A 26,219-nucleotide genomic window follows, 5' to 3' on the forward strand; every position below is an offset into this window, starting at 1 on the left:
AGATATTCAGGTATCGCACTTAATCTGCACGTGAATTAACCGGAATAGCGTGGCCAATACGAAGTAAATTCATGATTTCTAGTGGCTGGCCTTTCACGTTTTCTAAACGCATGTTTCTTTCGCGCTCAGTTAGGCGTTTGAACATGTAAACAATTGCTCCGACACCAGAGGAATCTAGAAACTCCACTTGGCTAAAATCCAATTCAATTTCAGGGTGGACGTCATTTGAGATCACATCGTCAATGTCGGTTTGTGCGTCACGACTGCCTACCGCATCTAAGTCACCGAAGATGGTAAGTGTCAGTACTTCTTTGCTTGCTTCAATTTTACGTAGTTCCATTGTTCTATCTCCTTGGGTGTCTGATATACAAAGAGCAGAAACTGTGCCAGATATTAAATTAATTAAAATCAACAACTTACGATGTCGCGATTGTGTTTTCTCATTTTGAGAAAAGGTTTATTCTCTTTTTGACAAGGTAAAGTGGGCAAAGAAACAGGAAGTCGATCGTAGAATTTAATCAATCACGATGAATTTTGAGTAAGTTATGACTGATAGGTCGCATTGATGTAATGATGCTTACTATTGGTTTGATTAATAATGATACAAACTAGGTAAGAGTTATGAAAATGATTAGGTTCAATGAAAATAAAACTTAGCAAGATCGCTTTGGCGATATCACTTTCTTTACCATGTTCTGCTGCGCCAGTTGGACTTCCACCAGAGCAGCTGGTCCTCGCAAATCAGTACGAGCAAGGAGTCAATGTCGAACATTATTGGCAGAGTGAAAAGCTTGATGGAATCCGAGCGCTTTGGGATGGAGATAAGCTTTTCACCAGAAATGGGAATAGAATCTACGCACCTAGGTGGTTTACCGAAAATTTGCCCAATATAAAGCTTGAAGGAGAATTGTGGGCAGGAAGGGGCAACTTCCACATAGTTCAAGCTACGGTACTGGACCACACACCTTCCGATGATGCATGGCGCAACATCGACTATATGCTCTTCGATATGCCTGGCGCCGCGGGTGATTATCAAAAAAGGTATTACAACATCATCCATTGGGTCGATATTATTGGCGACTCCCACATCAAATATATTGAACATACACCTATCAAGAGTGAGCATGCCTTATTTCATAAGTTAGACAATATCGATACTGATAAAGGTGAAGGCATTATGCTTCGTAAAGTGTCAAGTCGATACCAAGCGGGCAGAAGTAACGATCTATTGAAACTCAAACGCCATAGTGATGCAGAGGCCTTAGTCATTGGCTACAAATCAGGTACGGGAAAGTACAAGGGAATGATGGGGTCAGTGCTAGTGAAACTTGAAAATGGATCTGAGTTTTACATCGGGAGTGGATTCAATGATGAGATGAGATTAGATCCGCCCGAGATAGGAAGTACCATCACATTTAGGTATAACGGTTACACGCAAAATGGGATTCCTAAGTTTGCCCGCTTTTTAAGAGAAAGAGAGGGATTTTGAATGAGCCCCTATTTCGAGCTCATTCAATACAGTAAATAGATTAGCGGTTAGCAAACTCTAATTGAACCGAATCATCTTGCTTATGCATCCAACGTAAGCGCAAACCTAACATGATTGCTGCCGCAGATAACCCGACAATAAAGCCTACCCAGAACCCATGAGCGCCTAGTGGTTCTACGATCCAATCTGTCATACCCAATACGTAACCAATTGGTAGACCTAACAACCAATACGCGATAAATGTACGGTTGAAAATAGACCTCATATCTTTATAACCACGTAGCGCACCTGCTGCGATAACCTGAATAGCATCAGTACATTGGTAGATAGCTGCAAACAATAGTAACTGCATGGCGATGGTAATTACAGTGCGGTTTTCTGTGTAGAGTAGGCCGATTTCTTCACGTAATAGAACCGTTAGTGCTGCAGTGATCAGAGCAGTAGATAGACCGACAATGATACCCACGTGCGTTGCGATTTTTGCGCCTTCTATATCGTTTTCACCAAGCTTATGACCAACACGAATACTTACAGCGGCACCAATACTCATTGGAAGCATGAACACCAGCGATGAGAAGTTAATCGCGACTTGGTGCGCAGCAACGATCAATGAACCTAAAGGTGCGACGAGTAAGGCAACTACAGCAAACAAGGTCACTTCAAAGAAAATAGCCGCTGCTACCGGAAAACCAAGTTTGAAAAGGCGAATTTGAGCTTTTAGCTGAGGTTTATGGAACTCACCAAAGATGTTGATCTTTGCTAATCGTTTAGATGTAATCACGTAGGCTAAAAGTAGCGCAAACATAATCCAATAAACGATGGCTGTCGCAACACCACAACCAACGCCACCAAGCGCTGGTGCACCAAGCTTGCCGTATACGAACATCCAGTTAAGCGGGATATTCAGTAGTAGTCCAAGGAAACCGATCACCATAGCTGGTTTAGTCAGTGACATACCATCGGTAAAGCTTCGCAGTGTTTGGAACAACAAGAATGCAGGTACGGCGAACATTACCGCATTCATATAGCCATTGGTTTTTTCGGCCATTAATGGCTCAACATCCATTAGATTCAAAATGGATTGAGTTTGAAACAGCACGCCCACTATAGGCAGCGACATGATCAAAGCCAGAGTGATTCCTTGTTGAATTTCAAAAGGTATTTTCACTTGGCGGCCCGAGCCATTTAATTGAGCAACGACTGGCACTAGAGCCATTAACAAGCCGACTCCGAATAGAATCGTTGGTAGCCAGATGCTTGCAGCGATGGATACCGCTGCCATATCGATAGCACTAACGCCACCCGCCATAACTGTATCAACGAAGCTCATGCCTGTTTGTGCTACAGAAGCAATAAGTACAGGTGTTGCCAGTTTGATTAAATTTGATGCTTCTTTCTTATAACGATGCACACAGCACTCCGAAAAATAGAGTAGATAAAAAGATTATTTGGAGGGGGAGAGAGTAGGAATGAAAAATTCAGAGTTCCCCTAGGACGAATCATAAAGAAATGTAACAATAACTGCTACGAAAAACTGCGAGAACTGAAGATGTTTACAGGAATTGTGCAAGGACTAGCGACTGTAGTTGCGATTGAACAAAAAGAAAAGTTTCAAACTCACGTAATCGAATTGAGTAGTGAAATGAATCAAGGACTTACTATTGGTGCGTCAGTGGCACACAATGGTTGCTGCCTAACCGTTACCCAAATTGATGGAGAGCAGATTTCCTTCGATTTAATGCAAGCGACCCTTGCTCTTACCAACCTTGGAGAGTTGAAAGCGGGCGATCAAGTAAACATCGAACGTGCAGCGAAGTTTGGTGACGAAATTGGTGGTCACAGCATGTCTGGCCATATTTCTCAAGTTGCAGAAATTGTCGACATTATCATTACCGAAAACAATCGGACAATCTGGTTTGAACTACCTGAATCAGTAATGAAGTATGTGTTAGCGAAAGGGTACATCGGGATTGATGGCTGTTCATTGACTATTGGTGAAGTTGAAGATAATCGTTTCTCTGTTCACCTGATTCCAGAAACTTTAACTCGAACATTGTTTGGCAAACGAGTGGTGGGTGACAAGGTAAACATTGAGTTCGATCCGCAAACTCAAGCGATAGTTGATACCGTTGAGCGCGTATTAGCCAATCAAAAGTAGAAATGAGAAAAGAGCACGTTATGTGTATGCATTCCTAGCGTGCTCTTCTATTTAAAAGACTTGCTCGTCATCTGCGTCAATGAATAAGTTAATCGCGTTATTGGCTTCATCGACTTGCATGTCTAAATGTATGGCGTTGCAACAGGCAGGGCAATCATCATAGAAATCTTGACTGCCATTAGTGGCATCTAACGTTATTCCAATTGAGTGCCCGCAGTGCGGACACGTCACCCTTTTCTCTGTGTAATTATGCATAGAGTTAATCCTCTTACTTCTTAACTAATTACCTTCCACAAAGTCAGAATGCTTGGATTGTTTTTATACAAGCTTCGGTCTGAGCGAGATAATGCCCGCCAAATTGATTACAGTGATTTAGCAGGTGGTATAAGTTGTAAATACCTTTTCTCTCAGTATAGCCAATATCGAGCGGTGCTACGGACTCATAGCCTTGATAAAATTCTGGCTGAAACCCTTCAAATAACTCAGTCATGGCAATGTCGCATTCGCGGTCACCCCAATAGCAAGCTGGGTCGTAGCAGATAGGGCCAAATGCAGAGTTTGATACGTTTCCGTGCCATAGGTCGCCATGTAATAGGGAAGGCCTAGGGTTATGCCCAGCAAGTTTGGTATGGACTAAATCGACCATCTCATCAATTCTTCCGAACTCAATGCCTTTCTCTTTTAACAGCTGGAGTTGCCATCCAATGCGTTGCTCAGAGAAAAATCGTGCCCACTTTTTGTGCCAAGGATTCAACTGAAGAGTATTGCCTAGGTAGTTGTCTTGGTCGCAACCGAACTCTTTTTGCTCGCCCCAAAGGTGGAGTTTGGCCAGTTGAACGCCAAAATCAAAACTGCATTTATCATTCTCAAGCGGCTTAGTCGGTAAATAGTTAAGAATAATAAACGCAGAATCTTTGCTAGTGCCGATGTGAACCAATTCAGGTACAAACACGGTAGACGTTTCACGAAGTAAGCGAAGGTTCTCCGCTTCTATTTGAAATTTATGAATAAATTCCTTGTTATTCACTTTGACGAAATAGCGCTCATTGCCATCGCTGATCATATAACAATCATTGATATCGCCACCTGGCACTTTAACGCGCTCAGAAATATTGAAACTGAACATTAGAGTATCTGACAACTGTTGAGAAATGGCCTGCCACATAGGAAATCCCCAAAGTGAATATGGTTTCTTAGCAATAGTTTAGGATATTTTTGAGTGAATAATAGACGACAAGCTCAATGTTCTGCTGTGAAAAGAGGGCCGTAGTGAAATTATTAGCCTAAATGTGACTTTGGTCGCTTATAAACTGAAGAAGGAGTATTGATAGATATAACAAGCATATACAATAAACAGTATGTTAGGTTTTTATACAACAAGTAACATTTTATGAAGATCCTCATTTGCGATGATTCTGCCGTAGCGAGAAAGTCGATAGCTAGAAGCATCTGTCAAAGTGTTCAAAATACGATTTGTTTTGCCCAGGATGGGCGTGAAGCATTGAGTATCATTAGTGAGCAAAACATAGATCTAATGTTCCTCGATTTAACCATGCCGGTAATGGACGGTTTTGAGGTATTAGCAGCCTTACCAGTAAGCCACTATCCAACAAAAGTGATTGTTGTATCAGGGGATGTACAACAAGAAGCCAAAAGTCGATGTTTAAGCCTTGGGGCTTATGAATTTGTCGCTAAGCCATTTTCAAACAAGATCATCGAACCAATCTTTGAAGATCTAGGGTTGAAACTTCATCAAAGTCGACCTGCAATTCAACAAGATGCCAAACCTACGAAAGAAGAGTGTTTAGCTAAGTTCAAAGAGCTAACTAACATTGCTCTTGGTAAAGGGGCCGCAATTATGGCCGATCACCTAAACGAATTTATTCAACTACCAATCCCAAATGTTGGCCCGCTGAGTTTTGGTGAACTGAGAATGGCAATGTTGGACGTGCTGCAACGTGAGGGCTCAGTTGCGGTTTCACAACGTTTCGTTGGAGGTGGACTACATGGAGAAGCACTAGTATGTCTTCGTGGTAATGATATTGAGGAGATAGGTCGTCGATTGGGTTATCCGCTTGAACACAGTACCTATAACGAAATTGTTCTCAATATTTCAAACTTGTTGGTGTCCTCTTATCTCGTTTCTTTAGGCGGTCAAATAGATAAAGACATTTCTCTTCGCCAACCGACGGTGATGGACATGTCGTCACTTACCAATGCAGCGACATCAGATAGCGAAACCATGTTTACAATTGAATATACCTATACCGCGGAGCGGTTAGACTTTGAGTGCGAAGTGCTGTTTTTACTCGATAAAAAATCAGTCGAACTTATTCATAGCATTATGGAGATTTTGTAGTGTCTGATTTAACGCTTGATATGGCAGACTTCCATTGGGTTATGCAAATCATGGATACCATGGATTCAGGTCTATTGGTTATCGATAGAGAATACAATGTATGCGTGTGGAACAGCTTTATGCAGTCCTATAGCGGTATATTGTCTCAGCATATTATGGGAAAAAATCTGTTTGAGGTGTGTCCAGATTTACCTGAAAGTTGGTTGAAGACAAAAGTAGAAGCCGCGGCAGATTTAGAAACGAAGTCATTTTCTAGCTGGGAAGACCGTTCTTACCTTTTCGAGTTTTGTAACTTTTCTCCTGTGTCTAACGGTGAAGAACTAATGTATCAAGATGTCGTGATTACTCCATTACGCTCTCTGTGTGGAGATATTTCCCATCTTTCCATCATTATTAATGACGTGTCTGATATTGCTAAAAATAAGATTCAAATGCGTGAAGCAAACTTGCTGTTGTCTAAAGCAAGCAAGACAGACGGGCTGACTGGGCTTTACAACAGAAAGTTCTGGGAGGAATGTCTCAAAGAAGAATTTAACCGTACTTTGGCGGTAGATTCTTCGTCATCAATTGTTATCTTCGACATCGATCATTTTAAGAAAGTTAATGATACTTACGGGCATACCGTAGGTGATGATGTGATACGAAAAACAGCGCAAATAGTACAGCAAACTGCACGCGGCTCAGATGTTTGTGGCCGTTATGGTGGTGAAGAGTTTACGGTCTTGTTGCCAGATACAACTTCAGATCAGGCTCAATACTTTGCCGAGCGATTGAGAAAGCGAATCGAACGAACTGTCGTGGAATCCGATGGACATGAGATTCAATTTACGGTAAGTCTTGGCGTATGTGAAACCAGTCTTTATGTTACAGATTATATGGATTGGCTTAAACAAGCAGATAACTGTCTATATCGCTCAAAAGAAAATGGCCGAAACCAAACCACAGTTTTTATGCCAAGTGATTCATAATCGAGCCTTTGTGTTGCGATTCCTGATGGAATACTATTCATCATATCGTTCAAATAATTACCATGTAGTAAACCTGTGCTAGGTTTTTCGAAATATATTGATGACAAATGTCAGAGTTGTCTTAGTATTACTATTGACGGATGTATTTCGATATCTAGTACTAGCTCAGAAATGGAGAAGTAAAGTGGTTGTAGAAACCGATGGTTATTTAGCGTTAATTGAGCACTTGGCGTTTAATTTAGATGTGTTTGCTAAAGAGCAAGGTGACACTGGTAATGAGAGTGTAGAAGATATCGTAACTGATATGATTTCTAGCAACATTATGGCTATTTTCGAGCAAAACCCTGAATTGCATTCAAGTGTACGCTTTCAGCTGTTGAAAGAAGCCGATTCTGTTGCTGAAGATTTAGGTGAAGTGCTAGCCGGCGCTTGGAATAAAAAAGCAACCAACGAACAAATCGAATTTCTAGACGAGTACATCGCTCTAGTTAAGAATTTATTCGATTCTGCTGTCGCGAAATATGATTAGTGACAACTGGTTAAAGTGCGTTTATCGCTAACCAACCAGAAACTAAGTAAAATAGGGCGGGGTCATACTCGCCTGAACTGCCAAAATACTGAAGCCCAGTACGGGTTATCCAGCCTAGAAATAATCACCCCCTTCGATGTTGATGCATGTAAAAACTGCATATTCCCTAAATAGACTCCAACGTGATTGGTTGTTCGTGATGTTTTAAAAAACACCAGGTCACCACTTTTCGCATATTCATAATTGATCGACTGGCCAACTCGGCTCTGTTGCTCAGTCGTTCGGGGGAGAAGTTGCTGCGTTGCATCTCGTACGATAATTTGGACAAAAGCGGAACAGTCTATTCCGTTAAAGGATGAACCTCCATACAAATAGGGAACGCCTTGCCATTGCTCATACAATGCATAGTATGCTGCGTTAGTTTTCATCTCTGCATTAGATAAGGTGACGTCACTAAGACGAAGCGCCTTTTGCATGTCCGCACCCTTATTGGTGCTGCACCCGCTTAAAAGAGAAAACAGGAGGGTAAACCCAAGTGTAGTAAAGGATTTCATCTGTCACTTTTCTGAAATTGGAATGAAATAAAACCGTCATCTGCGGATTCTAGTATACGCCTTAAATTAAGGGGTCTCCCTTGTTGAGTCAAACTGGATTTTATATGACCAATTTAAAACGTCCTCGCAACTCTTTGTCGTTGATCCAAATGATCAGTGTCATCTTCGTCTCTATCATTTTACTCGTCGTTATTTTGTCTTTCACCAGTGTTCGTGGTGTAGAGCGTGTAGGGAAACACTTCGAGACTTTATCAGAACAAGCGTTACCACTCGCAATGCACAATGCTGATTTAACCCAGAGCATTTTGGAACAAGTAAAGTTGCTCAGTTATGGAACTCAAACTGAAGACATGACTTCGTTGAGCGACATTCAACAATCTATTACAGCCATTAACGAGCATTCCAATTCAGTCATACAGTCGCTATTTTTAATCGCCGACAACTTTAGTGCCGCAGTGTCAAAAGAGCAACAGCTTGCATTGAAGGATGATATTGAACAGCTTCAATCACTGTCACTGGAGATATTGAACACCCAAATGTCGATTTTACACCGACAAGAGCGTATCAATAGCGATGTAACCGAATTTCGCTATGGTTTAAGTTCGATTGGTCCAGAGATGAACCGAATCAGTTCTTTCCTTGTTCAAAACAATCCAGAGGCTTACGACGCAGCAAACCGATTTACGGCAAGCGCAAGTTCAATGGAAAGCACGTTCCTTGTATTGATGATGCAGGAGAACCTGGCAAGTGCTGAGCGCGAATATAAAGAAATGCGCAACCGTATTGCCGGCATTAACTTAGCGTATGATGATTTCTCAGAGTGGCATCCAGATATTAAAGATTTTGCTAGCTTAACAGCGCCTTATGAGATGGTACAAAGTGGGTTTGAAACGCAAGGTGTGCTTAAACAAATCCTGAGCAAATTAGAGTTAGCAGAAAAGCAGAAGCAAGATCTAGCATTACTTACTCAGGTTGCCGACAGAACCATCACAACGCTTAATGATGTTTCTAGTCAAGCATCTTCTATTATCGGTAGTAGCGAGCAAGTCGTAACCTCGACGATCTCTACGATTGTTAAAGTGATATTGATGAGTGGCCTGGTAATCACACTGGTTGTGTTCGTGTCTTGGCTTTGGCTACGTGCATGGACCAACAAAGGCCTTAAAAACATTACTCAGCAGCTTACTCAGCTTTCCAACCACGACTTCTCTGGTGATGCTAAGCAAGTCGGCCCATATGAACTAAAAGAGATTGCGCGTAAGCTAAACCTTGTCATCAGTGCAACGAATGACTCACTTTCTACAGTGACGAGAAACTGTGAAACGTTATACCAAACTGCAGAGGTAAGCCATGAAGCAGCAGAGCAGACTAATTACAGCTTAGTTCAGCAAAATGATTCGCTCCAAAGCATGATCACTACCATCACACAGTTAGAAGCCTCAATCGGCGAAATCGCTGCAATAACGAATGCTTCGAATGACGATGCCGTTACGGCAGCTAAGCAATCGTCACAAGGTAGTAAGGTGATTGGCTTAAACCAAGCTCGACTTCATTCATTAGAAAATACTTTGAATATCAACGAAGAGTCTATGGTTGAGCTTGATTCGCGAGTAAAAGAGATTCGTGAAATGGTGGATATGATCAGTGGTATCGCTGAGAGCACCAACCTGTTGGCATTAAATGCAGCCATTGAGGCAGCACGCGCTGGCGAGCAAGGTAGAGGCTTTGCGGTTGTCGCTGATGAAGTTAGAAAACTAGCAAGCGGCACATCGCAGCAAACGACGAATATTCGCGAAATGATGAATGAGCTTGTCGCGGCGGCAGATAAATCTCGTGACGCTGTCACTGAATCTAGAAAGGAAATGTCGAACGCACTAGAAACGAGTGATGATGTAAAAACAACATTTGAGGAGATCGCGCAAGCTGTCGAGAAAATCAGAGGCAGAGTTGAGCAGATTATGGTTGCAACCGAAGAGCAAGAAAGGGCGACGGCCGATGTATCGCGCTCAATTAGCTTAGTCTCTGATCGTGGTGAAAGTACCAAGTATCAACTTGAATCCATGGTGGAAAGCTCTCAACAGGTTGCACAGATTGCGGGCAATCAGCAAACCATGCTCCACAAGTATGTATTAAAGTAGATAACAATAAGGCGCTGTATCTTGTGAGAGATACAGCGACTTTATCAAATTCATTAAAGCGTGCTTATGATTTGGGGTTATCGATAGAGTTTGGATGACGAACAAACGGTTGGATTAGCATTCTTTGTAACTTTTGCGCTTTTGAATCTCTAATTTCTGGAACGCCAATTACCACTTTATCGTGTCCTAGTTTAGGTTGGTCGCGATAGGTTTTGAACATTAAGTCCCAAACCGATAAAAAGAACCCAAAATTTGAATGCGTTTCTTTAACTTCAACCGAATGATGAACCCGATGCATGTCGGGTGTGACTATCCATCTCCTTAGGCGCTGATCAATCGCTAACGGCAACCTAGCATTGCTATGGTTGAACATCGCGCTGGCATTGAGAATTACCTCAAAGATAACAACTGCAATGGCGGGAACCCCTAAAGTAATCACGATGCAAACTTTTATTAGCATCGACAAAATCATTTCTATTGGGTGAAACCTGCTTCCGGTCGTTACATCAATATCCAAATCGGCATGATGAACGCGGTGCAATTTCCAAAGCCAAGGTACTCGGTGAAAAATTAGGTGTTGGAAGTAGATAGCTAAATCGAGCAAAACGACACAGACAATGATTTTAAGCTCATTTGGTATTTGTAAGGCGTTGAATAGTCCCCATTGATTATTTTCTGCGATTAGTGCTGCTTGAAAGGCTGCAATTGGAATTAAGGTTGCCAAAAGCACGCTATTTAATGCAACTAACGCAAAGTTGTTACCCCAGCGGTACCACTTACTCTGAGTCAGGGCTTTTCTCGGTAAACGGTGCTCCCATAACGCGCATAGCGTAAAAACGACCACAAAACAAACAAGGCGCAACATTGACGGGTCTTGCATAAAGAATTCCTTCTATCATTCTCATGTCACTGTAAGTACAATCGTGCCACTTTTCTAGACCTATCGTTATCGACCATGAGAATCCACGCGTTTCACGACTTGTATAAACACCGACTTTCCCTTTCAACTAAGCCTTTTAAAGCTCGTGGCTGTAAGGTTGTCCGTTGCGAATATTGCAAAATTGAACAGGGGCATTGTATTTGCGAACATCAGCCTGATATTGAAAGTAATGTCGCAACCATGTTGATTTTGTCAGATAACGAAGTGCTTAAGCCTAGTAATACCGGGCGTTTAATCGTTGATACGGTAAAAGACAGCCATGTGTACTTGTGGCATAGGACAGAACCTAACCAGCAGATGCTTAATGTACTGAAGGATGAAAAGTATCAGCCAGTTATCGTTTTCCCAGAAGATTACACAGATGACAAATCTCGCGTTGTTGAGAGTTTGCCTAATCTACGTGACCCAAATAAAACATTGTTACTAATCTTTATCGATGGCAGCTGGAGAGAAGCTCGTAGAATTTTCCGACGCTCCGAGTACCTCCAAAATCTTCCTGTTCTCTCGATTGAGCCAGAGTCTGTATCGCAATACATGATGCGTAAATCGGATAATGATCAGCACCTTTCGACGGCAGAAGTGGCGAGCTTAGTCCTAAAACAGGCTGAAGAAACCGAAGCAGCAGAAACACTTCATTTATGGTTTGAAGCATTTAGAGAAAGCTACATGCTAAGTAAAACACGCTACAAATCGGATCAAACTAAGCCAAGCCTCACTGCTTTCATTGAACACAGTAAAAGTGAGACTTCACTCTAAGCTTTGATGACTCAGTGCTGACATGTTGCTCAACCAAACTCACTGAGCAAATAAATACGCTTCAGGTCACGGTTTGTGGGGGGAGGGATATGGATAATGCCCCTAGTTTAGTTTAAAACTCCCATTTTTAGGGAAGAATCAGGAGAGAGTTACATGTATTACGGCTTTGATGTTGGCGGTACTAAGATTGAATTTGGTGCCTTCAATGAAAATCTAGAGCGAGTTGCTACCGAACGCGTACCAACACCAACAGACGATTATTCAAAATTGGTTGATACGATCGCAGCTCTAGTTAACAAGTATGATGCCGAATTCTCTTGTGAAGGTAAGATTGGCTTAGGACTTCCTGGTATGGAAGACGCTGAAGATGCAACGGTTCTTACCGTTAATGTACCAGCAGCAAAAGGTAAGCCATTACGCGCTGATCTAGAAGCAAAGATTGGCCGCTCTGTAAAAATAGAGAATGACGCAAACTGTTTTGCTCTATCTGAAGCTTGGGATGAAGAACTGAAAGACGAACCATCGGTTGCTGGCCTAATCCTTGGTACTGGATTCGGCGGCGGACTCATTTACGATGGCAAGGTATTCTCTGGTCGTAACCACGTTGCTGGTGAACTAGGGCACATGCGTTTACCTTTAGATGCATGGCTACACCTTGGAGACAACGCGCCATTATTAGGATGTGGTTGTGGTAAAAAAGGCTGTTTAGATAGCTACTTATCAGGGCGAGGCTTCGAGCTATTGTACGAACACTACTTTGGCGAGAAGAAGAAAGCCATTGAAATCATCGAAGCTCACGCACAAGGTGAAGAAAAAGCGTCAGAGCATGTAGAACGCTTCATGGAATTACTGGCGATCTGTTTCGGTAATTTGTTTACTGCGCTTGATCCGCATGTCGTAGCTCTAGGTGGCGGTCTATCGAACTTTGAATTGATTTATGAAGAAATGCCTAAGCGTGTTCCTAAATATCTTCTTTCTGTTGCTAAGTGTCCAAAAATCATCAAAGCAAAACATGGTGATTCAGGTGGCGTTCGTGGTGCCGCTTTCTTAAACATTAAATAGTTCTAGCTACTGCTTTACTTTAAGAGTAGCCATGACTAAGAATAGAAAAGGGTTGATGCATGGCATCAACCCTTTTTAGTTTTCTCGGAAATAACCTATCAATTGTTATTTCTTTTTACCAACACCCAAGTTTTCCTTTTGCTTTAACGTTAATTTGCTAAAGCCTAACTTACGGAAGTAGTTGTCTTGGTAGTTACGAACCGCTTTGGTATCAGAGATAAGTTCAAGCTGTTGTTCTGTCTTTAGGTACTCAGTAATGTCGATGCCTTCTGCCGCTGCAACCGCTTCTTGAATTGTGCGGTGCTCTTGGTAAGAAAACAGTAATTCTTTGTCTTCATCTTTGTACGTGTAAAGAATTGTGCGTGCCATAGTAATCTCTCTAAATGCTCATATTGAAAGGCCAAATAACCATAATCCGGCCCTCAAAATCTAATGGGCTAGATTCTGCCTTGAAGTGGGATAATTGTCACGCTTTCACCCGCTTTTACTGTATCTACAGAGAGTGAAACTTCAATTAAGCAGTTTGCTTCACTCATTGAACGTAGAATACCAGAGCCTTGTTTACCAGTAGTACGAACTTCAAGCACGCCGTTATCATTCATGCTAAACACACCGCGGCTAAATTCGGTACGTCCTTGGCGTGAACGAATTGATTCAGTTGCTACTGCATTAGCCTTAACAGGTAACCAATTTTCCTGACCTTGTAGTTTACGAATGGCAGGCTCGACAAAGTTGATAAATGAAACCATAACAGCAACAGGGTTTCCTGGTAGCCCAAAGAAAGGGGTTTGTTCTATTTTTCCGTAAGCCAATGGACGACCTGGACGCATGTTGATACGCCAGAAATCAATTGCTCCAAGCTTATCTAGTGCGAGTTTAATGTAATCAGCATCACCAACCGATACGCCACCGGATGTGATCACCATATCTGCATCAATAGAAGCGGTATGTAAAACATCGAGCATTTTACCTTCGTCGTCTTCGATAATGCCGTAGTCGACAACATCACAGCCAAGGTTTCTTAACATGCCCATAATGGTAAAGCGATTCGAGTCATAGATAGAATTGCTTTTCTGCGGCTCACCAGGAGCTTGGACTTCATCGCCTGTAGAGAAAATCGCGACTTTGACCTTACGTTTCACTAAACAAGTGCCAAAACCAAGCGATGCAATCATGCCCATTTCAGGCGCTTCAACGCGGGTTCCTTTGGTAAATACCGCTTGGCCGACGGCAAGATCTTCACCTGCTTGACGAACATTCTGACCAATAGAAAATTTAGCGTTCGGGAACTTAACAATATTGTGCTCTTGTTGAGCTTGTTCTCGCATGATTACCGTGTCAGCACCTTTAGGCATCGGTGCCCCGGTCATGATTTTTACAGCTTGGCCGTGCTCTACAATGCCTTCGAAAGCATAACCTGCCATTACTTCAGCGACCACAGTAAACTCGTCGCTGTCATCGTCACCACGAATAGCGTAACCATCCATAGCAGAGTTAGTATATTGAGGTACGTTAATCGGAGAGATAATGTCGTCGGCTAATACTCGCTGATAACTATCATTCAAGTTTACCGTTTCACTCAATTCAGGTAGTGAAATACTGTCGAGTATTTTTTCCTGACCTTGACTCACACTTAAACCTGCTGGTGAGAAGGAGTCACAACACGCAGCGGGTGATGTGCTTTCTACTTTCACATCAACGTTCTGAGCATATTGGATAACAAATTCACTTATCGCCTGTAGATCATTAATCGACATTTGCGGCAATTCACTGTCCACCTGAGTATCGGCCGCAATCGCAACAATGTTGCTATCGTTTGGGTATAACCAAGGCTTTCCGACTTCTTCTCGATGAAGCTCAATTTTAGGAAAAGCGATGTTTTTACAGCCTTCAACTAAGATCAAATCCAGTTTATCCGAGTCGAAACGAGTCAACAAATAGTCGAACTCCGCCTCAGAGTCTGGTGTCTCGGTCATTAACGCATGGCGGTTACGTGAAGAAATTAGCATTTGGCTTGCGCCAGCTTTTCTTAAACGATGGCTATCTTTGCCCGGCTTATCAACATCAAAGTCATGGTGCGCATGCTTTAAAACGCCAATGCGTAATCCAGACTCTGTTAATAGTGGAAGTAAGGCTTCGAGTAATGTGGTTTTACCTGTACCGCTGTATGCCGCGAAACCAAGAAGTGGCAGGCTAGGGTGGCGTTTAATGTTTGTCATTACTGGATAGTTCCGAATTGTTTAAGTTCTTCTGGCGTATTGAGATTAACAAAGCAATTTGGTGAATCGCTGAAATCCACAAAGCTGGTTTGGCATTCTTTATACAAGAGAATGATTTTTCGATCTCCGCGCGCTAAAAAAGCTTCAAGCTTGGGTAACACACGTTTATGGAAAAGAGTGAAAACAGGTTGTTTATATTCGCCATCGTGAGCGACCAGAATGTCGCTGTCGGCTTCAACTTGTTGGCAGAATCTCTCAACTAAATCTTCATTGATCTGAGGGCTGTCGCATGGCACAAACCCCACCCAATCATGTGAAGCATGCTTAAGACCAGCATGGATACCGCCTAGTGGTCCCGGAAAATCAGGAAAAGCATCTTCAACAACAGGTGCGAACTGACGATACCAATCTAAGTTACGATTCGCGTTGATGAGAATTGAATCGGTTTGTGGGGAAAGCTTATCAATTACGTATTGTACGAGTGGCTGACCGTTCAGCTCAACTAAGCCTTTGTCTTTTCCGCCCATACGGCTGGCTTGTCCGCCTGCCAAAATAACCCAACTAGTTTGCGTTGGAAGCAACATATAATTTCTCTTGTGCTTTGTGTTTCTGAATAACGTGCAACATTGGTGATTCGGTTAAGGTATTGTCCTTAATCCACCATTGTTTTTGGCATAAATCAGTAAGGGCATTGGTTTGGTGACTTGTGATCACTAAACTAACGCCGCGTTGCAGCAGATCTTCTGCCATTACGACCAATCTTTCAATAGATTCTTTGTCTAAAGAAGCGCTTGGCTCATCCATCAACAAAATAGATGGTTTTAGAATCCAAGCTCTTGCCATTGCGACACGCTGACGCTCACCTCCTGATAAAACAGAAACGTGTTCGTCGGCCAATGTTTCCAAACCTACCATCCTCAAAGCGTTAATTATTTGCGCTCGCTTATCTTTTTGGCACTCTTTTACAAATCGGATGCCATAAGCGACATTTTGGTAGACGCTTCCATCAAATAGATAAGGAGATTGGTGCAAGTAAATAATGTCTTTAAACTTTGTTCGAGAAAATAGCTTAGCTTTCCAGCCAGTATTTGCGCCTTGGATACAACCAGTAGTCGGCTTGGTTAAGCCCGCTAATACTTTTAGCAAAGTGGTTTTACCAACACCATTGTCACCTTTGAGATAAATGGCGTCGTTTGGCCCAATACTCAACTCAGGTATATGGAATAAAACACGTTCTTTAAAGCGTACCGATAATTGCTTCGTGGTGATTTTTATACTCATTCCGCTTACCTATGTACGTAGATAGCCTTTTCCTCTCACGCTAGAGAGAAAAAAGTTCAATGCTAAAGCCAAACACAACAACACCATTCCAAGCGCAACACCTTGAGCAAAAGCACCTTTATGACTTTCCATTGCGATAGCTGTTGGGATATTACGAGTCATGCCCATAATGTTGCCGCCAACCATCATTGAACACCCAACTTCAGTAACGATTCTTGAGAATGCTGCAATGGTTGCAGCGAGTAGTGGAAAGCGAGTTTCCCAGACTAAAGTGGCAGCAACTCTTGTGGTGGAAACGCCAAGCGTTACGGCTGTCTCTAGGGCACGTCTATCACTAGCTTGTAATGCTCCGTGCATCATCGACACCAAGATAGGAAAACAAATTAGCATCTGACCAAATATCATGGCCTTTTGGGTGAATAGCATTTGCCAATCACCCAAAGGGCCAGATCGAGAAAGCATCATATAAAGAAGTAACCCGATAACAACGGTAGGGATAGCTTGAAGCGTATTGATAATGGACAAGACCGCCCACTTACCAGGGAAGTTCGTATACGCGAGTAAGAACGCCATAATGATCGAAGGCAGAATCACTAACGAAATTGCAGAGAGTGAAACGCTGAACGAAACAGCAACGATCTGCCACAGTTCGTTATCGAAGTTTACCAACAGGTTTAGCGCGTCAAGCGTCGTCTGCCAAAGGGTCATGAAGTTTCTCGTGTTAGTTAGCCAATCGTGTGTTATTCAGCGCTAGCGACAAATAGCTGCTTACCATGCAATTTGAATTCGTTAATCAGTTTTTGGCCTTTTGGGTTAACCAACCAATCACTAAACACTTTTGCACCTTGATAGTTAATGGCAGGGTAACGTTCAGGGTTCACCAAGATCACTTGGTAAGGGTTAAATAGGTTCTTGTCGCCTTGGAAAAGTACCGATAGGTCCAATTTGTTTTGATAGGCCAGCCAAGTACCGCGGTCAGTCATGGTATAGCCTTGCATTTCTGCCGCCATGTTAAGCGTTGGCCCCATACCTTGGCCTACAGAGCGGTAACCACCAAAATTTGGCTCCATCTCAGTTTGCGCCCAAATCCCCATTTCTTTTTTGTGTGTGCCGGAGTCATCACCGCGAGAAACGAAGGTTACGTTGTTTGTCGCAATTGATTTAAATACTTCAGCAACCGTTTTTTGAGATTCGATTTTTGCAGGGTCGGTGACTGGGCCAACAATCACAAAGTCGTTGTACATCAACTTGCGTGGAAGTACGCCGTAGCCTTTTTCTACAAAATTCGCTTCAGCTTTAGGTGCGTGGGTCATCACCAAATCAACATCGCCGTTTTGGCCCATGCGCAATGATTTGCCTGTACCTGCTGCAATGACATCAACTTTGTATCCGGAGTCTTTTTCAAATTCAGGCAGTAGGTAGTCAAGTAAACCTGAGTGATAAGTGCTGGTTGTGGTGGCAAGTTTGATATGTGAAGTATCTTCTGCGCTACTAGCCGAATAGCTGACGATAGAAAGGGCTGCAATTGTTAAGGGGATTGCTTTCATTATTATGTCCATTCTGATTATAGATAGTCGATAAGGGCCTTAAGAAACTCCGCTCTTTTTGACCTTTTTCTTTTGAAATACAGGTGTCTGCATATCGTAATAATCGTTAAAGCAATCTTAGTGCCAAGAATGGACATATCTGCAGTTCTAAAAAATGACGTTAATTCAAACAATTAGCGTGCAGCATTGACAAATAACACAAGTAAAGTTTGAGCTAGGACAAAATGTCGCATATTAAACCTATTGAACTTACTTATACTTGGTACACTCTGTCTCATTACTCGATAACCATAAGAATATTATGTCTACTCTCACTCGTAACGATCAAAGCAATGAGCATTCCCTACCTAATCAATACCAAGCTTTTTCAGTATTGGTTGTTGATGATGAAGTAGGAATGCAGGCAATTTTAAAGAAGGCGTTAGGTAAATTCTTTGGAAAAGTAGAGTGCGCAGGCTCAGTTGAAGAAGCTGAAATACTCAGATGCAAAGATCATTTTGATCTTATCGTGCTTGATATCAACTTGCCTGGTCGTTCGGGAATCGAGTGGGAAGAAGCGTTTAATGACCCGGATAAACGTTCAGACGTAATATTCATGACGGGCTACGCGGATTTAGATATGACCATCTCGGCGCTAAAGCTTGGGGCTTCTGACTTCATACTCAAACCATTCAATCTAGAGCAAATGATTCAAGCAGTATTAGGTTGCATGGACAAAAGACTAGAGCAACGTATGCAGTATGCTCTAAAAAGAGATATCAGCCGCCATATCACTACTGAGATCATTGGAAGTTCCGATAAAACCAAACAGCTTAAACAGTTAATTACTCAGTTTGCTCCTTCACGAGCTTCAGTACTTATAGAAGGGGAATCTGGTACGGGTAAAGAGTTGGTGGCGCGTGGTGTTCATGAAGCTAGTAAAAGAACCGGACCATTTGTGCCTATCAACTGCGGAGCAATTGCGCCTGAGCTTTTAGAAAGTGAATTGTTTGGTCACACTTCAGGGGCGTTTACTGGAGCGAAGAAAAGCCGGGAAGGTTTGTTTCGAGTCGCAAATGGCGGAACGTTATTTCTCGATGAAATCGGTGAGATGCCACTTCCTATGCAATCAGCGCTACTACGAGTATTAGAGCAGCGCACGATTCGACCTGTGGGCAGTGAGCGTGAAATTTCAGTTGATGTACGTGTTGTCGCAGCGACTAACCGCAATTTGCAGGAAGAGGTCGATAAAGGTACATTCCGACGCGATCTTTATTATCGACTCAACGTACTAAAGGTTGATGTCACACCATTACGTGAACGACTTTCAGATCTCATTGAATTAGTCCCACATTTCACACGCATTTTATCTAGTGAGCTAGGAATGCCTGAGCCAATGTGGGCGCATGAAGACATTTTGGCGATGAACGAATACAACTGGCCAGGGAATATTCGTGAACTGAAAAACCTAATGGAACGATGCATATTACTTGGCAAGCCACCAGCACACTATTGGCGAGAACTAAGTGGAGAAGTCACACCCACTCATGTTTCGGTGACGGTGTCACATACTGCAGAATTACCGAGCATAGATGTAAAGGATGGCGAAGAAGGCTACCCAAATGACTGGACGCTAAAAGAGGTTGAGAAAGCTCATATAGAACAGCTGGTTGCCCATCATGATGGTAATAAATCGGCTGCTGCTCGTGATCTTGGAGTTGCTCGTAAAACTTTAGAACGAAAATACAAAGAGTGGTACGCAGAAGGTTCGGAATATGCCGATTCATAATTTAGCTTCCAAATGGCGATTTCGATTCAAAACGATGGTGCGTTATCGCCTGCTGTTCCTCACTTCAGCCCCAATTATATTGACCTTGTGTGCTCTGATCGCGATTACTATGTATTGGTCGGTTCATTACACGTGGCAAGGGGCTTTGGTTGATGTATCTGAACGTTTGGACGTTGCCGATAACAGCATCAACCTTATCCAACATCAACAAGCAAACAATGTAAAAGCTTTTGCTGATTCTTATGATTTTCGCTCCAGACTCGAAAGTGAGTACCAAGACACCGATTTCGCTTTATGGGTAACCGACAACCGCAAGCGTTATCAGTTGGACTTTTTACGCTGGCACCGTGTTAATACCATGGAGAACAAGTGGAAGTTCCTCGATCTCACACGTAAAGAGTCCTTCTTCGATGTGCTCAATGAAAAAGAGCTCGACGCGCTCGATCATGAGCTAGCCATTCGGGCTGAAGTCCCATTATTAAATGGAAATGGCGTCGAAACTCGCGGCTTAGTGAGCCGAACCGTGATTCCAATTACCAACAAATACAACGATATTATTGGATTCTTGGACGGTGGGATCCTATTGAACAACTCGACGGTACTTGTTGATCAAATTCGCAACTTAATTTACCCACCACGCGAAGGTTCTATACGTAGAACAGGCACGGTTACAGTGTTTCTCGATGATTTACGGGTTAGCACTAATGTTCCGTTAGATAGTGACGAGCGTGCTGGACGCGCAATTGGTACGCGAGTTTCGCACGAAGTGCACTCTAAAGTGCTTAATAAAGGGCAAGAATGGCACGACAGAGCTTATGTTCATGATGCTTGGTACATTACTGCGTATCAGCCAATTCGGGATCAATATGACAACGTGATCGGCATGCTTTATACGGGCTATTTGATCTGGCCGTTGATCAAAACTTACCTAACCAATTTAGGTGAAATCAGTTTAACCATACTGACGTTGTTATTAGTATCTGGTCTTATTGTGTATAGAGGGGCAAGAGACTTATTCAACCCAATCGAACGTATCCACAAAGTCGTCAAATTGGTTCAGATGGGGCAAGACAAACGTATTGGTACGTTAGGGCTCGATGATAAACATGAACTTACTCAGCTCGCGAAACAGTTCGATAAAATGTTGGATTTACTTCATCAACGTAATAAAGAAATCAACGACGCGGCACTAAGACTAGAATGCAAAGTCACTGAAAGAACGGCCAGTTTAAAAGAGAAGACCGAGCAATTAGAGCACCATATTAAACTGCTCAACCAAGCGAGAGATAAGTTGGTCGTGAATGAGAAACTGGCGGCATTAGGTGAACTTACCGCAGGCATTGCTCATGAGATCAACAACCCAACTGCCGTGATCCTTGGCAATGTTGAGTTGATGAAATTTGAGCTTGCCAATGATGCTGAGCGAGTTGACGAAGAAATCACGGCGATTATGGAACAGATAGACCGTATCCGAAACATCACACGGAGCTTGTTGCAATACAGCCGACAGGGCGGTGTGCAAGACGAAATCACGTGGCAGCACATTAATCCAATCGTTGATGAGAGTATCACCTTGGTTAAGACCGGAGCGAAGAAGAAGAATATTGAATATATTTCTAAGCTCACGGCTAAAACATCGGTAGAAGTGAATCGTAATCAGTTGCTGCAAATTTTAGTGAACCTGCAGATGAATGCCATCCATGCGATGAATGGAGAAGGGCGTTTAACAATATTGTCTGAGGACTGGATAGAGCACGGAGAAATTCAAGGTGCGGTCATTCATGTTGAAGATGAAGGTTGTGGGATCCGTGAAGAACAATTGAGTCGAATATTCTCTCCATTTTATACAACAAAGCGTGACGGTACTGGGCTTGGGCTGTCTGTATCACAGAGCATCTTAAGTCATACCGGCGGCGAGATTAAGGTGAGATCAGAAGTAGGTAAAGGGAGTTGTTTCAGTGTTTACCTGCCAAACAAGGCTGAAAAAGAGCTAATGATCGCCAATATTTAAAACCACTTAATTTGACTGAGAAAGCCCTCAATCTTCATAGAGCGAGGGCTTTTTTACAAACCTCGCTAGGAACTTGTGCTGCTGATGATTAATTCTCGTAACCATTTGTGGCTTGGATCATTGTCGAAATGCTTATGCCAAACTAAGGCTAGTCCGCCAGATTTCAGGTCAAGTGGTAGGGACTTTGCGACCAATTCTGAGCTGCTTTGAAAAGAGTCTACCGATGAGGCTGGGCAACATAAAAATAGATCACTTCGAGCACACAACTTCATAGCGCTGTTAATATCTGGCATGTTTACCGCGGTATTAAGCTGCTTATGCTCTAAAGACAACACTTCATTAAGTAGCCAACGTTCCATTCCGCCAATCTTTAGCTCAATGTGACGATGTTTTAAGAAAGTGTCCATGGTCCATTCTTCGGCAAGTGCCGGGTGGTTCTTACGCATCAAACAAACCGAGCTATCCCGCATCAGCTCAACGTAATGCAATTCATCAGGAATATTGAGATAGTGGGTTTCTGCACGTTCATCCCATTCGAAAATGCCAACACCAAAATCGACTTCACGTCTTAATAAACGATTAACGCTATTATCCGACCAAGGTTGGTTTAGCACTTTAATGTTTGGCGCTTGTTCCAACAGCGGAGGCATGAAGTCGAGAAATATTGATGAATAAGCGGTTTCACATAAGTCGAATTGAAAGGTCCTCTGGCTATGCTGAGGCTCAAACTCTAATGGGATAGCCAATTGATCTAATTGATTGAGTATCTCAAACACACGGGGCGCGAGCGAGAGTGCTTTCGGAGTCGGGTTTAAATGCGTAGCTTGGCGTTCAAATAACGGGTCATCAAACGTTTCTCTCAGTTTACCAAGCTGTTTACTCACTGCCGACTGGCTTTTATACAGACGCTCAGCGGCGGCTGTTACGCTGCGTTCTTCAAGTAATACTGCAAGAACTCTTAATAGGTTGGCATCGAAGTTTTTCATGTGAGTGATCTACGGGTCTGATTCTTAGTTGGAATATAGCTGATTTGTTAAAGAAAATGAAAGAGTTAGAAAACAAAAGCCTGTAAAAATAACAAGGTGACGTTAATAAAGCCACTTACGCCAATTGACCTTAAGTGGCATCTTTGGGTTATTGGGTCGTATTGAATGCTATGACTGGTGGCTTAATACCGTGTTTCTTGAACTCTTTCATTACTCTAAGGGTAATATCTGTCTCAAAGAGCTTTTCATAAGTCGTATCAACGACATACGCTTTACACGTTAGTTTAATCGCTAGGTAATTATCAGTGATAGTTTGCTGAACTAAAACAGTTACAGGTTTAGGCAAGTGAATATAGCGACTAGACGAAGCGGCTTCTTGAATCAAATCGCGGGCTAGCGTTATGTCTTCGTCCATCCCAATATAAAAGGGGATAACCACTTGCATGTCTAGAGCCCCATAGTTGCCACTGGTGGTAACTTCATTTAAGAACTTATTGTTAGGAATGGTGATGATGTCATCATTTAACGTTCTCATTCGAACCGAACGTAAACCTATCGTAATAATGTCGCCATAATTGCCCTCGAATGTGACGCGGTCACCTACTTGGAACGGTCGGTCAATCATGACGGTCAACCCAGCAATAAAGGACGCGGCAAGGTCTTTTAGCGCAAAGCCAACAGAAACAGCAAGCGTGCCTCCGATTAAAGCAAGAATATGGTCATTGATTCGAAAGCTCATCATGAATACCACTAAACCAGCGGTCATATAGATAAAGAATTGAAGGAAGGACTGAACCTTCTGCAGAAGCATTCGATATTGCACAAATTGACGACCGATGCTTTCAACCATTGAATTCATAAACTTAATCAGTAGCCAAGTAACCCCAACCACGAGTACAGAGAAAAATACGCCACTCCAACGAATCAAGCTCGCGAATTGCTGGATGTTATCGAGATTTGCAATGTCTTCGGCTGCGCTTGAATTAAACGAAATAAAAATGGCCGCTAATAGTAAGAAAATCTTTGTCATCTTATTTCACCAATAAATGTTGTCGATCTAATACGTTGGTAATGTGTCTAAACCAATGGTCTGAAACGCGAGCTTTGTCTTCGCTCCAGTCGATAAACCCACGACTTTGGAAGTAACGGAGCGTACCAACCACTTCTGCAATGGTGAGTTGCGTACATTCGGACAGCTCTTCTGGAGAAGCGATTTCTAGCTGTACGATGGAACGCAGCACCGCCAACATAGGTTTAGGCATTTTTTCTAACTCTTCGGATTCAGGTGCATAGAACAAACGAACGTAAACTTGCTCAGTTTCTTTATGGCGGTTAAGTGATAAACGAAAGAAACGCAGCGCAACCGTCGGGTTACCATCTGAATAGTGCCAAAGTATCCGGTAGAAGCCTTGCTTAGCACGCTCTTCTTCAGAGACTTCTTGTTGGTCCCATTGCTTAGGTACGGTGAGCCCCTCAAAGCTAAGAGGGAAGTCTTCATTCTGATTGATGCGTGTATTGAGTAGTGCCTCGATTTGAGTTTCTGTCCACTTAGGGAGGAAAGTGACTAAGTCAAAAAGTAATCGCTCGCCTCGAGCTCTATCAACAAAACGCCAGCTTGATTTTTCTATAGCAAAAAGGGCACGGTGATTTTTCTTAGAACGTCTTAATAAGTTGGTTAAACGAATCAGGTCGTTCAAGCCTCCTACCATTGGTTTAACTAAGCGCTGAGCATTATCAATCGCGATTAGATAAGTGGTTTGACTTGATCTTAGGTGAGAAAGCACTTGGATTTCCGTTGCTTCTTCATTTAGTCCAAGGCTCACTGCAAGGTGTGCGAGCAATTCGGAGTAACCAGAGTAAGGACAACTTAAGTAAATAGGCTCGGCATTTTTCGTTTTGTGTAAGATCTGTTTGAGCATCGTGGTGGTGCCGACGCCACGTTCTCCAGACACAACGCAGATAGCAGGGCTATCGGTAAGCAGATATTTGGAGAGCTGTTTTATCTCTGGCGTCGCATAATCAACGAGTTCGCTGTAATCATTCCCCGGAAGCACATATTGAAAGGTCTCATCTCCTTTGACTCGAACAAGCTGCTGATTAGATGAAACGTTGCCTTTCTGCTTCGCGACTTCAATCTTAAACAAATAAGCAAGGGCTTGGCTGAACAAAGTAAAGTTAGATAACCCAGAGATTAAACGAAGTTTACAGTTGTGAACGATCACCCAAGTCGCTGCGATGGCTGTGGCCAGGATTCGGACGATGAAAACATCTTGTTTGTTGATAGCCCAGATCATCCACCAAGGTTTTTCAGAAATCTTGCTTGTTGCTTCGAATACCTTAGCTCTCCACAGTCGAAGTACCGATACGGTGACTAAGACAAACCAGAAGAATAGGGCGCTAGAAATCCAGTTGTAGATAGTCCCTTCGCCTAACGTCCTAACCGATATTTGTAATATCACGCCAGCAACAATAACGCTCCATACGTATCGGCGAATTGTTGATAAGCGAAGCGCGATACTTTCTTTGCTTGAAGCTCTACTATTTCTATACGCAAATTCAAGAATAAAGCTAATCGCAATTGAGCCACCTAGCACCCACCAAGTGAATATTTCGAGATAAATGAGATGTTGAAGGCTCGGGATCTCAGACAAGATTCTCAGTGACAATGTAATGGCGATTAGCCAAGCGATCGCTTTATTGGCTCGACCTACATACCAAATTAAACGAACCCATAATGGCGGCAAAGTCTGCGCGTCGAGGATATTACTTTTGAACGCTCGAATTAAACGCTTACTGTTGGCTAGCCACCACGTAAGAGCTAAATAGGTAAAGAATACTTTTGTACCAGCCCAAATCACCGGGATAGGTGAAATTAGCAAATCATTCACTAGAGCTTTAAAGCTACGTAGTTGGAAATACAGCGCGTATTGAGCATTTAGCTGAGTAAGCGTCAATTCTTGTTTAAATTGAGTCACTCCCTGTGGTCCAAATCCCGTTAGAGCTTCACGCGTCTTCTGAGTCGTTAACTCAAGCAGCCTTTGCTTGCTTTGGCTAATACTCGTCAAGGTAAGGTAACTGGATTCAACTTGTTGCCATTGTTCATCATCGAAAGTATCGACATACGCTGAGAGACCATTAGAAAAGACATCCCCTTGAGCACGTTGCTCATCTAGAGTTGCCTCTAACAGCTGACGCACTTTCACTTTGTCGGTTGAAGACATAAACAGTGGATCAGGAATTTTTGCCACTTCATCCCTGATACTGGCAGCAACGTTTGCGATCGTGGGTTGGTTGTCTGGCAGGTATTGCCATTCTGACAAAACGTGAGAAGAAAAAATGACTGATAAAGCAACCAGCATTTTTAATAGATAGCGCATAAAGTTCACTTTTAACATCCTGTTTAGATTGAATAAGTGTAGTGCGTTTAATCTGAATAGTCTTTACAAAGTGCAGT

25 protein-coding genes are annotated in these 26,219 nt (G+C 42.7%); 10 read left to right on the top strand and 15 right to left on the bottom strand.

Annotated elements, in window-relative coordinates; genetic code table 11:
* Window positions 1-19: 19 nt before the first annotated feature.
* Entirely contained in the window at window positions 20-340 is a 321-nt protein-coding gene (locus ELZ11_RS19205; RefSeq protein ID WP_137358994.1) for an STAS domain-containing protein, read from the bottom strand.
* 306 nt (window positions 341-646) lie between these two features.
* Between ELZ11_RS19205 and ELZ11_RS19210 the strand changes: the two genes are divergently transcribed.
* Entirely contained in the window at window positions 647-1,489 is an 843-nt protein-coding gene (locus ELZ11_RS19210) for a DNA ligase (protein WP_208746725.1), read from the top strand.
* A gap of 40 nt (window positions 1,490-1,529) precedes the next feature.
* On the opposite strand, the gene ELZ11_RS19215 is transcribed toward ELZ11_RS19210, so the two are convergent.
* Complete coding sequence (locus tag ELZ11_RS19215) at window positions 1,530-2,900, bottom strand: MATE family efflux transporter (RefSeq protein WP_137358996.1); 1,371 nt, start codon at window positions 2,898-2,900, stop codon at window positions 1,530-1,532.
* Between the two features lie 138 nt (window positions 2,901-3,038).
* Here ELZ11_RS19215 and ELZ11_RS19220 point away from each other — a divergent pair, with 138 nt between their 5' ends.
* Window positions 3,039-3,647: a riboflavin synthase subunit alpha gene (locus tag ELZ11_RS19220; protein ID WP_137358997.1), complete on the top strand. Its 609-nt coding sequence runs from the start codon at window positions 3,039-3,041 to the stop codon at window positions 3,645-3,647.
* 51 nt (window positions 3,648-3,698) lie between these two features.
* On the opposite strand, the gene ELZ11_RS19225 is transcribed toward ELZ11_RS19220, so the two are convergent.
* On the bottom strand, window positions 3,699-3,902 hold the full coding sequence (locus ELZ11_RS19225) for a CPXCG motif-containing cysteine-rich protein (RefSeq protein ID WP_137358998.1): 204 nt from the start codon (window positions 3,900-3,902) through the stop codon (window positions 3,699-3,701).
* 43 nt (window positions 3,903-3,945) lie between these two features.
* Entirely contained in the window at window positions 3,946-4,812 is an 867-nt protein-coding gene (locus tag ELZ11_RS19230) for a fructosamine kinase family protein (protein WP_137358999.1), read from the bottom strand.
* Window positions 4,813-5,037: 225 nt separating this feature from the next.
* Here ELZ11_RS19230 and ELZ11_RS19235 point away from each other — a divergent pair, with 225 nt between their 5' ends.
* From ELZ11_RS19235 to ELZ11_RS19245, 3 genes are all read left to right on the top strand, one after another.
* Window positions 5,038-6,006: a response regulator gene (locus ELZ11_RS19235; RefSeq protein ID WP_137359000.1), complete on the top strand. Its 969-nt coding sequence runs from the start codon at window positions 5,038-5,040 to the stop codon at window positions 6,004-6,006.
* Window positions 6,006-6,974 (top strand): sensor domain-containing diguanylate cyclase, encoded by a 969-nt coding sequence (locus ELZ11_RS19240; RefSeq protein ID WP_137359001.1) that lies wholly within the window; start codon window positions 6,006-6,008, stop codon window positions 6,972-6,974. Before ELZ11_RS19235 ends, ELZ11_RS19240 begins: the two co-directional genes overlap by 1 nt.
* A gap of 184 nt (window positions 6,975-7,158) precedes the next feature.
* Window positions 7,159-7,503, top strand: coding sequence for a DUF3802 family protein (locus ELZ11_RS19245; RefSeq protein WP_137359076.1), 345 nt, complete (start codon window positions 7,159-7,161; stop codon window positions 7,501-7,503).
* Between the two features lie 62 nt (window positions 7,504-7,565).
* Here ELZ11_RS19245 and ELZ11_RS19250 read toward each other — a convergent pair whose 3' ends face one another.
* Window positions 7,566-8,057, bottom strand: a complete 492-nt coding sequence (locus tag ELZ11_RS19250) for a C40 family peptidase (protein WP_137359002.1) — start codon at window positions 8,055-8,057, stop codon at window positions 7,566-7,568.
* A 104-nt stretch (window positions 8,058-8,161) separates the two neighbouring features.
* Between ELZ11_RS19250 and ELZ11_RS19255 the strand changes: the two genes are divergently transcribed.
* Window positions 8,162-10,195, top strand: coding sequence for a methyl-accepting chemotaxis protein (locus ELZ11_RS19255; RefSeq protein ID WP_137359003.1), 2,034 nt, complete (start codon window positions 8,162-8,164; stop codon window positions 10,193-10,195).
* 64 nt (window positions 10,196-10,259) lie between these two features.
* Here ELZ11_RS19255 and ELZ11_RS19260 read toward each other — a convergent pair whose 3' ends face one another.
* Window positions 10,260-11,075, bottom strand: coding sequence for a sterol desaturase family protein (locus ELZ11_RS19260; protein ID WP_137359004.1), 816 nt, complete (start codon window positions 11,073-11,075; stop codon window positions 10,260-10,262).
* A 75-nt stretch (window positions 11,076-11,150) separates the two neighbouring features.
* Between ELZ11_RS19260 and ELZ11_RS19265 the strand changes: the two genes are divergently transcribed.
* Both ELZ11_RS19265 and nagK read left to right on the top strand, forming a co-directional pair.
* Window positions 11,151-11,891, top strand: coding sequence for a tRNA-uridine aminocarboxypropyltransferase (locus ELZ11_RS19265; protein ID WP_137359005.1), 741 nt, complete (start codon window positions 11,151-11,153; stop codon window positions 11,889-11,891).
* Window positions 11,892-12,044: 153 nt separating this feature from the next.
* A complete protein-coding gene (nagK, locus tag ELZ11_RS19270) occupies window positions 12,045-12,953 on the top strand; it encodes an N-acetylglucosamine kinase (RefSeq protein WP_137359006.1) in 909 nt (302 codons plus the stop codon).
* Between the two features lie 105 nt (window positions 12,954-13,058).
* On the opposite strand, the gene ELZ11_RS19275 is transcribed toward nagK, so the two are convergent.
* The 6 genes from ELZ11_RS19275 to ELZ11_RS19300 all read right to left on the bottom strand — a co-directional run bounded on the left by ELZ11_RS19275 (window position 13,059) and on the right by ELZ11_RS19300 (window position 18,000).
* On the bottom strand, window positions 13,059-13,322 hold the full coding sequence (locus ELZ11_RS19275) for a DUF2960 domain-containing protein (protein ID WP_137359007.1): 264 nt from the start codon (window positions 13,320-13,322) through the stop codon (window positions 13,059-13,061).
* A gap of 68 nt (window positions 13,323-13,390) precedes the next feature.
* Window positions 13,391-15,172, bottom strand: coding sequence for a bifunctional molybdopterin-guanine dinucleotide biosynthesis adaptor protein MobB/molybdopterin molybdotransferase MoeA (locus tag ELZ11_RS19280; protein ID WP_137359008.1), 1,782 nt, complete (start codon window positions 15,170-15,172; stop codon window positions 13,391-13,393).
* A complete protein-coding gene (mobA, locus tag ELZ11_RS19285; protein WP_137359009.1) occupies window positions 15,172-15,756 on the bottom strand; it encodes a molybdenum cofactor guanylyltransferase MobA in 585 nt (194 codons plus the stop codon). Before mobA ends, ELZ11_RS19280 begins: the two co-directional genes overlap by 1 nt.
* Window positions 15,734-16,453, bottom strand: a complete 720-nt coding sequence (locus tag ELZ11_RS19290; protein WP_137359010.1) for an energy-coupling factor ABC transporter ATP-binding protein — start codon at window positions 16,451-16,453, stop codon at window positions 15,734-15,736. Before ELZ11_RS19290 ends, mobA begins: the two co-directional genes overlap by 23 nt.
* Before the next feature lie 9 nt (window positions 16,454-16,462).
* Complete coding sequence (locus ELZ11_RS19295; RefSeq protein WP_137359011.1) at window positions 16,463-17,161, bottom strand: ABC transporter permease; 699 nt, start codon at window positions 17,159-17,161, stop codon at window positions 16,463-16,465.
* Window positions 17,162-17,193: 32 nt separating this feature from the next.
* The gene (locus tag ELZ11_RS19300; RefSeq protein ID WP_137359012.1) at window positions 17,194-18,000 is read right to left on the bottom strand and encodes an ABC transporter substrate-binding protein; all 807 of its coding nucleotides are present in this window, start codon (window positions 17,998-18,000) and stop codon (window positions 17,194-17,196) included.
* A 301-nt stretch (window positions 18,001-18,301) separates the two neighbouring features.
* Here ELZ11_RS19300 and ELZ11_RS19305 point away from each other — a divergent pair, with 301 nt between their 5' ends.
* Together ELZ11_RS19305 and ELZ11_RS19310 are read left to right on the top strand one after the other, a co-directional pair.
* Window positions 18,302-19,768 (top strand): sigma-54-dependent transcriptional regulator, encoded by a 1,467-nt coding sequence (locus ELZ11_RS19305; protein WP_137359013.1) that lies wholly within the window; start codon window positions 18,302-18,304, stop codon window positions 19,766-19,768.
* Window positions 19,755-21,779, top strand: coding sequence for a sensor histidine kinase (locus tag ELZ11_RS19310; RefSeq protein WP_137359014.1), 2,025 nt, complete (start codon window positions 19,755-19,757; stop codon window positions 21,777-21,779). Before ELZ11_RS19305 ends, ELZ11_RS19310 begins: the two co-directional genes overlap by 14 nt.
* Window positions 21,780-21,844: 65 nt before the next feature.
* On the opposite strand, the gene ELZ11_RS19315 is transcribed toward ELZ11_RS19310, so the two are convergent.
* From ELZ11_RS19315 to ELZ11_RS19325, 3 genes are all read right to left on the bottom strand, one after another.
* Window positions 21,845-22,765 carry a LysR family transcriptional regulator gene (locus tag ELZ11_RS19315; RefSeq protein WP_137359015.1) on the bottom strand — a complete coding sequence of 307 codons (921 nt, stop codon included), beginning with the start codon at window positions 22,763-22,765 and terminating at the stop codon, window positions 21,845-21,847.
* 148 nt (window positions 22,766-22,913) lie between these two features.
* The gene (locus ELZ11_RS19320; protein ID WP_137359016.1) at window positions 22,914-23,795 is read right to left on the bottom strand and encodes a mechanosensitive ion channel family protein; all 882 of its coding nucleotides are present in this window, start codon (window positions 23,793-23,795) and stop codon (window positions 22,914-22,916) included.
* Between the two features lies 1 nt (window position 23,796).
* Window positions 23,797-26,142 carry an ATP-binding protein gene (locus ELZ11_RS19325; RefSeq protein ID WP_137359017.1) on the bottom strand — a complete coding sequence of 782 codons (2,346 nt, stop codon included), beginning with the start codon at window positions 26,140-26,142 and terminating at the stop codon, window positions 23,797-23,799.
* Between the last annotated feature and the right edge of the window lie 77 nt (window positions 26,143-26,219).

Source organism: Vibrio profundi, assembly GCF_005281835.1.
GTDB lineage: Bacteria > Pseudomonadota > Gammaproteobacteria > Enterobacterales > Vibrionaceae > Vibrio > Vibrio profundi.

What these genes read in the sequence shown, in the direction of transcription:
- ELZ11_RS19255 (WP_137359003.1), top strand. Translation starts at nt 8,162, where the DNA reads ATGACCAATTTAAAACGTCCTCGCAACTCTTTGTCGTTGATCCAAATG.
- ELZ11_RS19250 (WP_137359002.1), bottom strand. Translation starts at nt 8,057, where the DNA reads ATGAAATCCTTTACTACACTTGGGTTTACCCTCCTGTTTTCTCTTTTA.
- ELZ11_RS19280 (WP_137359008.1), bottom strand. Translation starts at nt 15,172, where the DNA reads ATGACAAACATTAAACGCCACCCTAGCCTGCCACTTCTTGGTTTCGCG.
- ELZ11_RS19300 (WP_137359012.1), bottom strand. Translation starts at nt 18,000, where the DNA reads ATGAAAGCAATCCCCTTAACAATTGCAGCCCTTTCTATCGTCAGCTAT.
- ELZ11_RS19220 (WP_137358997.1), top strand. Translation starts at nt 3,039, where the DNA reads ATGTTTACAGGAATTGTGCAAGGACTAGCGACTGTAGTTGCGATTGAA.
- ELZ11_RS19315 (WP_137359015.1), bottom strand. Translation starts at nt 22,765, where the DNA reads ATGAAAAACTTCGATGCCAACCTATTAAGAGTTCTTGCAGTATTACTT.
- nagK (WP_137359006.1), top strand. Translation starts at nt 12,045, where the DNA reads ATGTATTACGGCTTTGATGTTGGCGGTACTAAGATTGAATTTGGTGCC.
- ELZ11_RS19260 (WP_137359004.1), bottom strand. Translation starts at nt 11,075, where the DNA reads ATGCAAGACCCGTCAATGTTGCGCCTTGTTTGTTTTGTGGTCGTTTTT.
- ELZ11_RS19305 (WP_137359013.1), top strand. Translation starts at nt 18,302, where the DNA reads ATGTCTACTCTCACTCGTAACGATCAAAGCAATGAGCATTCCCTACCT.
- ELZ11_RS19230 (WP_137358999.1), bottom strand. Translation starts at nt 4,812, where the DNA reads ATGTGGCAGGCCATTTCTCAACAGTTGTCAGATACTCTAATGTTCAGT.
- ELZ11_RS19310 (WP_137359014.1), top strand. Translation starts at nt 19,755, where the DNA reads ATGCCGATTCATAATTTAGCTTCCAAATGGCGATTTCGATTCAAAACG.
- ELZ11_RS19325 (WP_137359017.1), bottom strand. Translation starts at nt 26,142, where the DNA reads ATGCGCTATCTATTAAAAATGCTGGTTGCTTTATCAGTCATTTTTTCT.
- ELZ11_RS19295 (WP_137359011.1), bottom strand. Translation starts at nt 17,161, where the DNA reads ATGACCCTTTGGCAGACGACGCTTGACGCGCTAAACCTGTTGGTAAAC.
- ELZ11_RS19225 (WP_137358998.1), bottom strand. Translation starts at nt 3,902, where the DNA reads ATGCATAATTACACAGAGAAAAGGGTGACGTGTCCGCACTGCGGGCAC.
- ELZ11_RS19290 (WP_137359010.1), bottom strand. Translation starts at nt 16,453, where the DNA reads ATGAGTATAAAAATCACCACGAAGCAATTATCGGTACGCTTTAAAGAA.
- mobA (WP_137359009.1), bottom strand. Translation starts at nt 15,756, where the DNA reads ATGTTGCTTCCAACGCAAACTAGTTGGGTTATTTTGGCAGGCGGACAA.
- ELZ11_RS19275 (WP_137359007.1), bottom strand. Translation starts at nt 13,322, where the DNA reads ATGGCACGCACAATTCTTTACACGTACAAAGATGAAGACAAAGAATTA.
- ELZ11_RS19205 (WP_137358994.1), bottom strand. Translation starts at nt 340, where the DNA reads ATGGAACTACGTAAAATTGAAGCAAGCAAAGAAGTACTGACACTTACC.
- ELZ11_RS19265 (WP_137359005.1), top strand. Translation starts at nt 11,151, where the DNA reads ATGAGAATCCACGCGTTTCACGACTTGTATAAACACCGACTTTCCCTT.
- ELZ11_RS19320 (WP_137359016.1), bottom strand. Translation starts at nt 23,795, where the DNA reads ATGACAAAGATTTTCTTACTATTAGCGGCCATTTTTATTTCGTTTAAT.
- ELZ11_RS19235 (WP_137359000.1), top strand. Translation starts at nt 5,038, where the DNA reads ATGAAGATCCTCATTTGCGATGATTCTGCCGTAGCGAGAAAGTCGATA.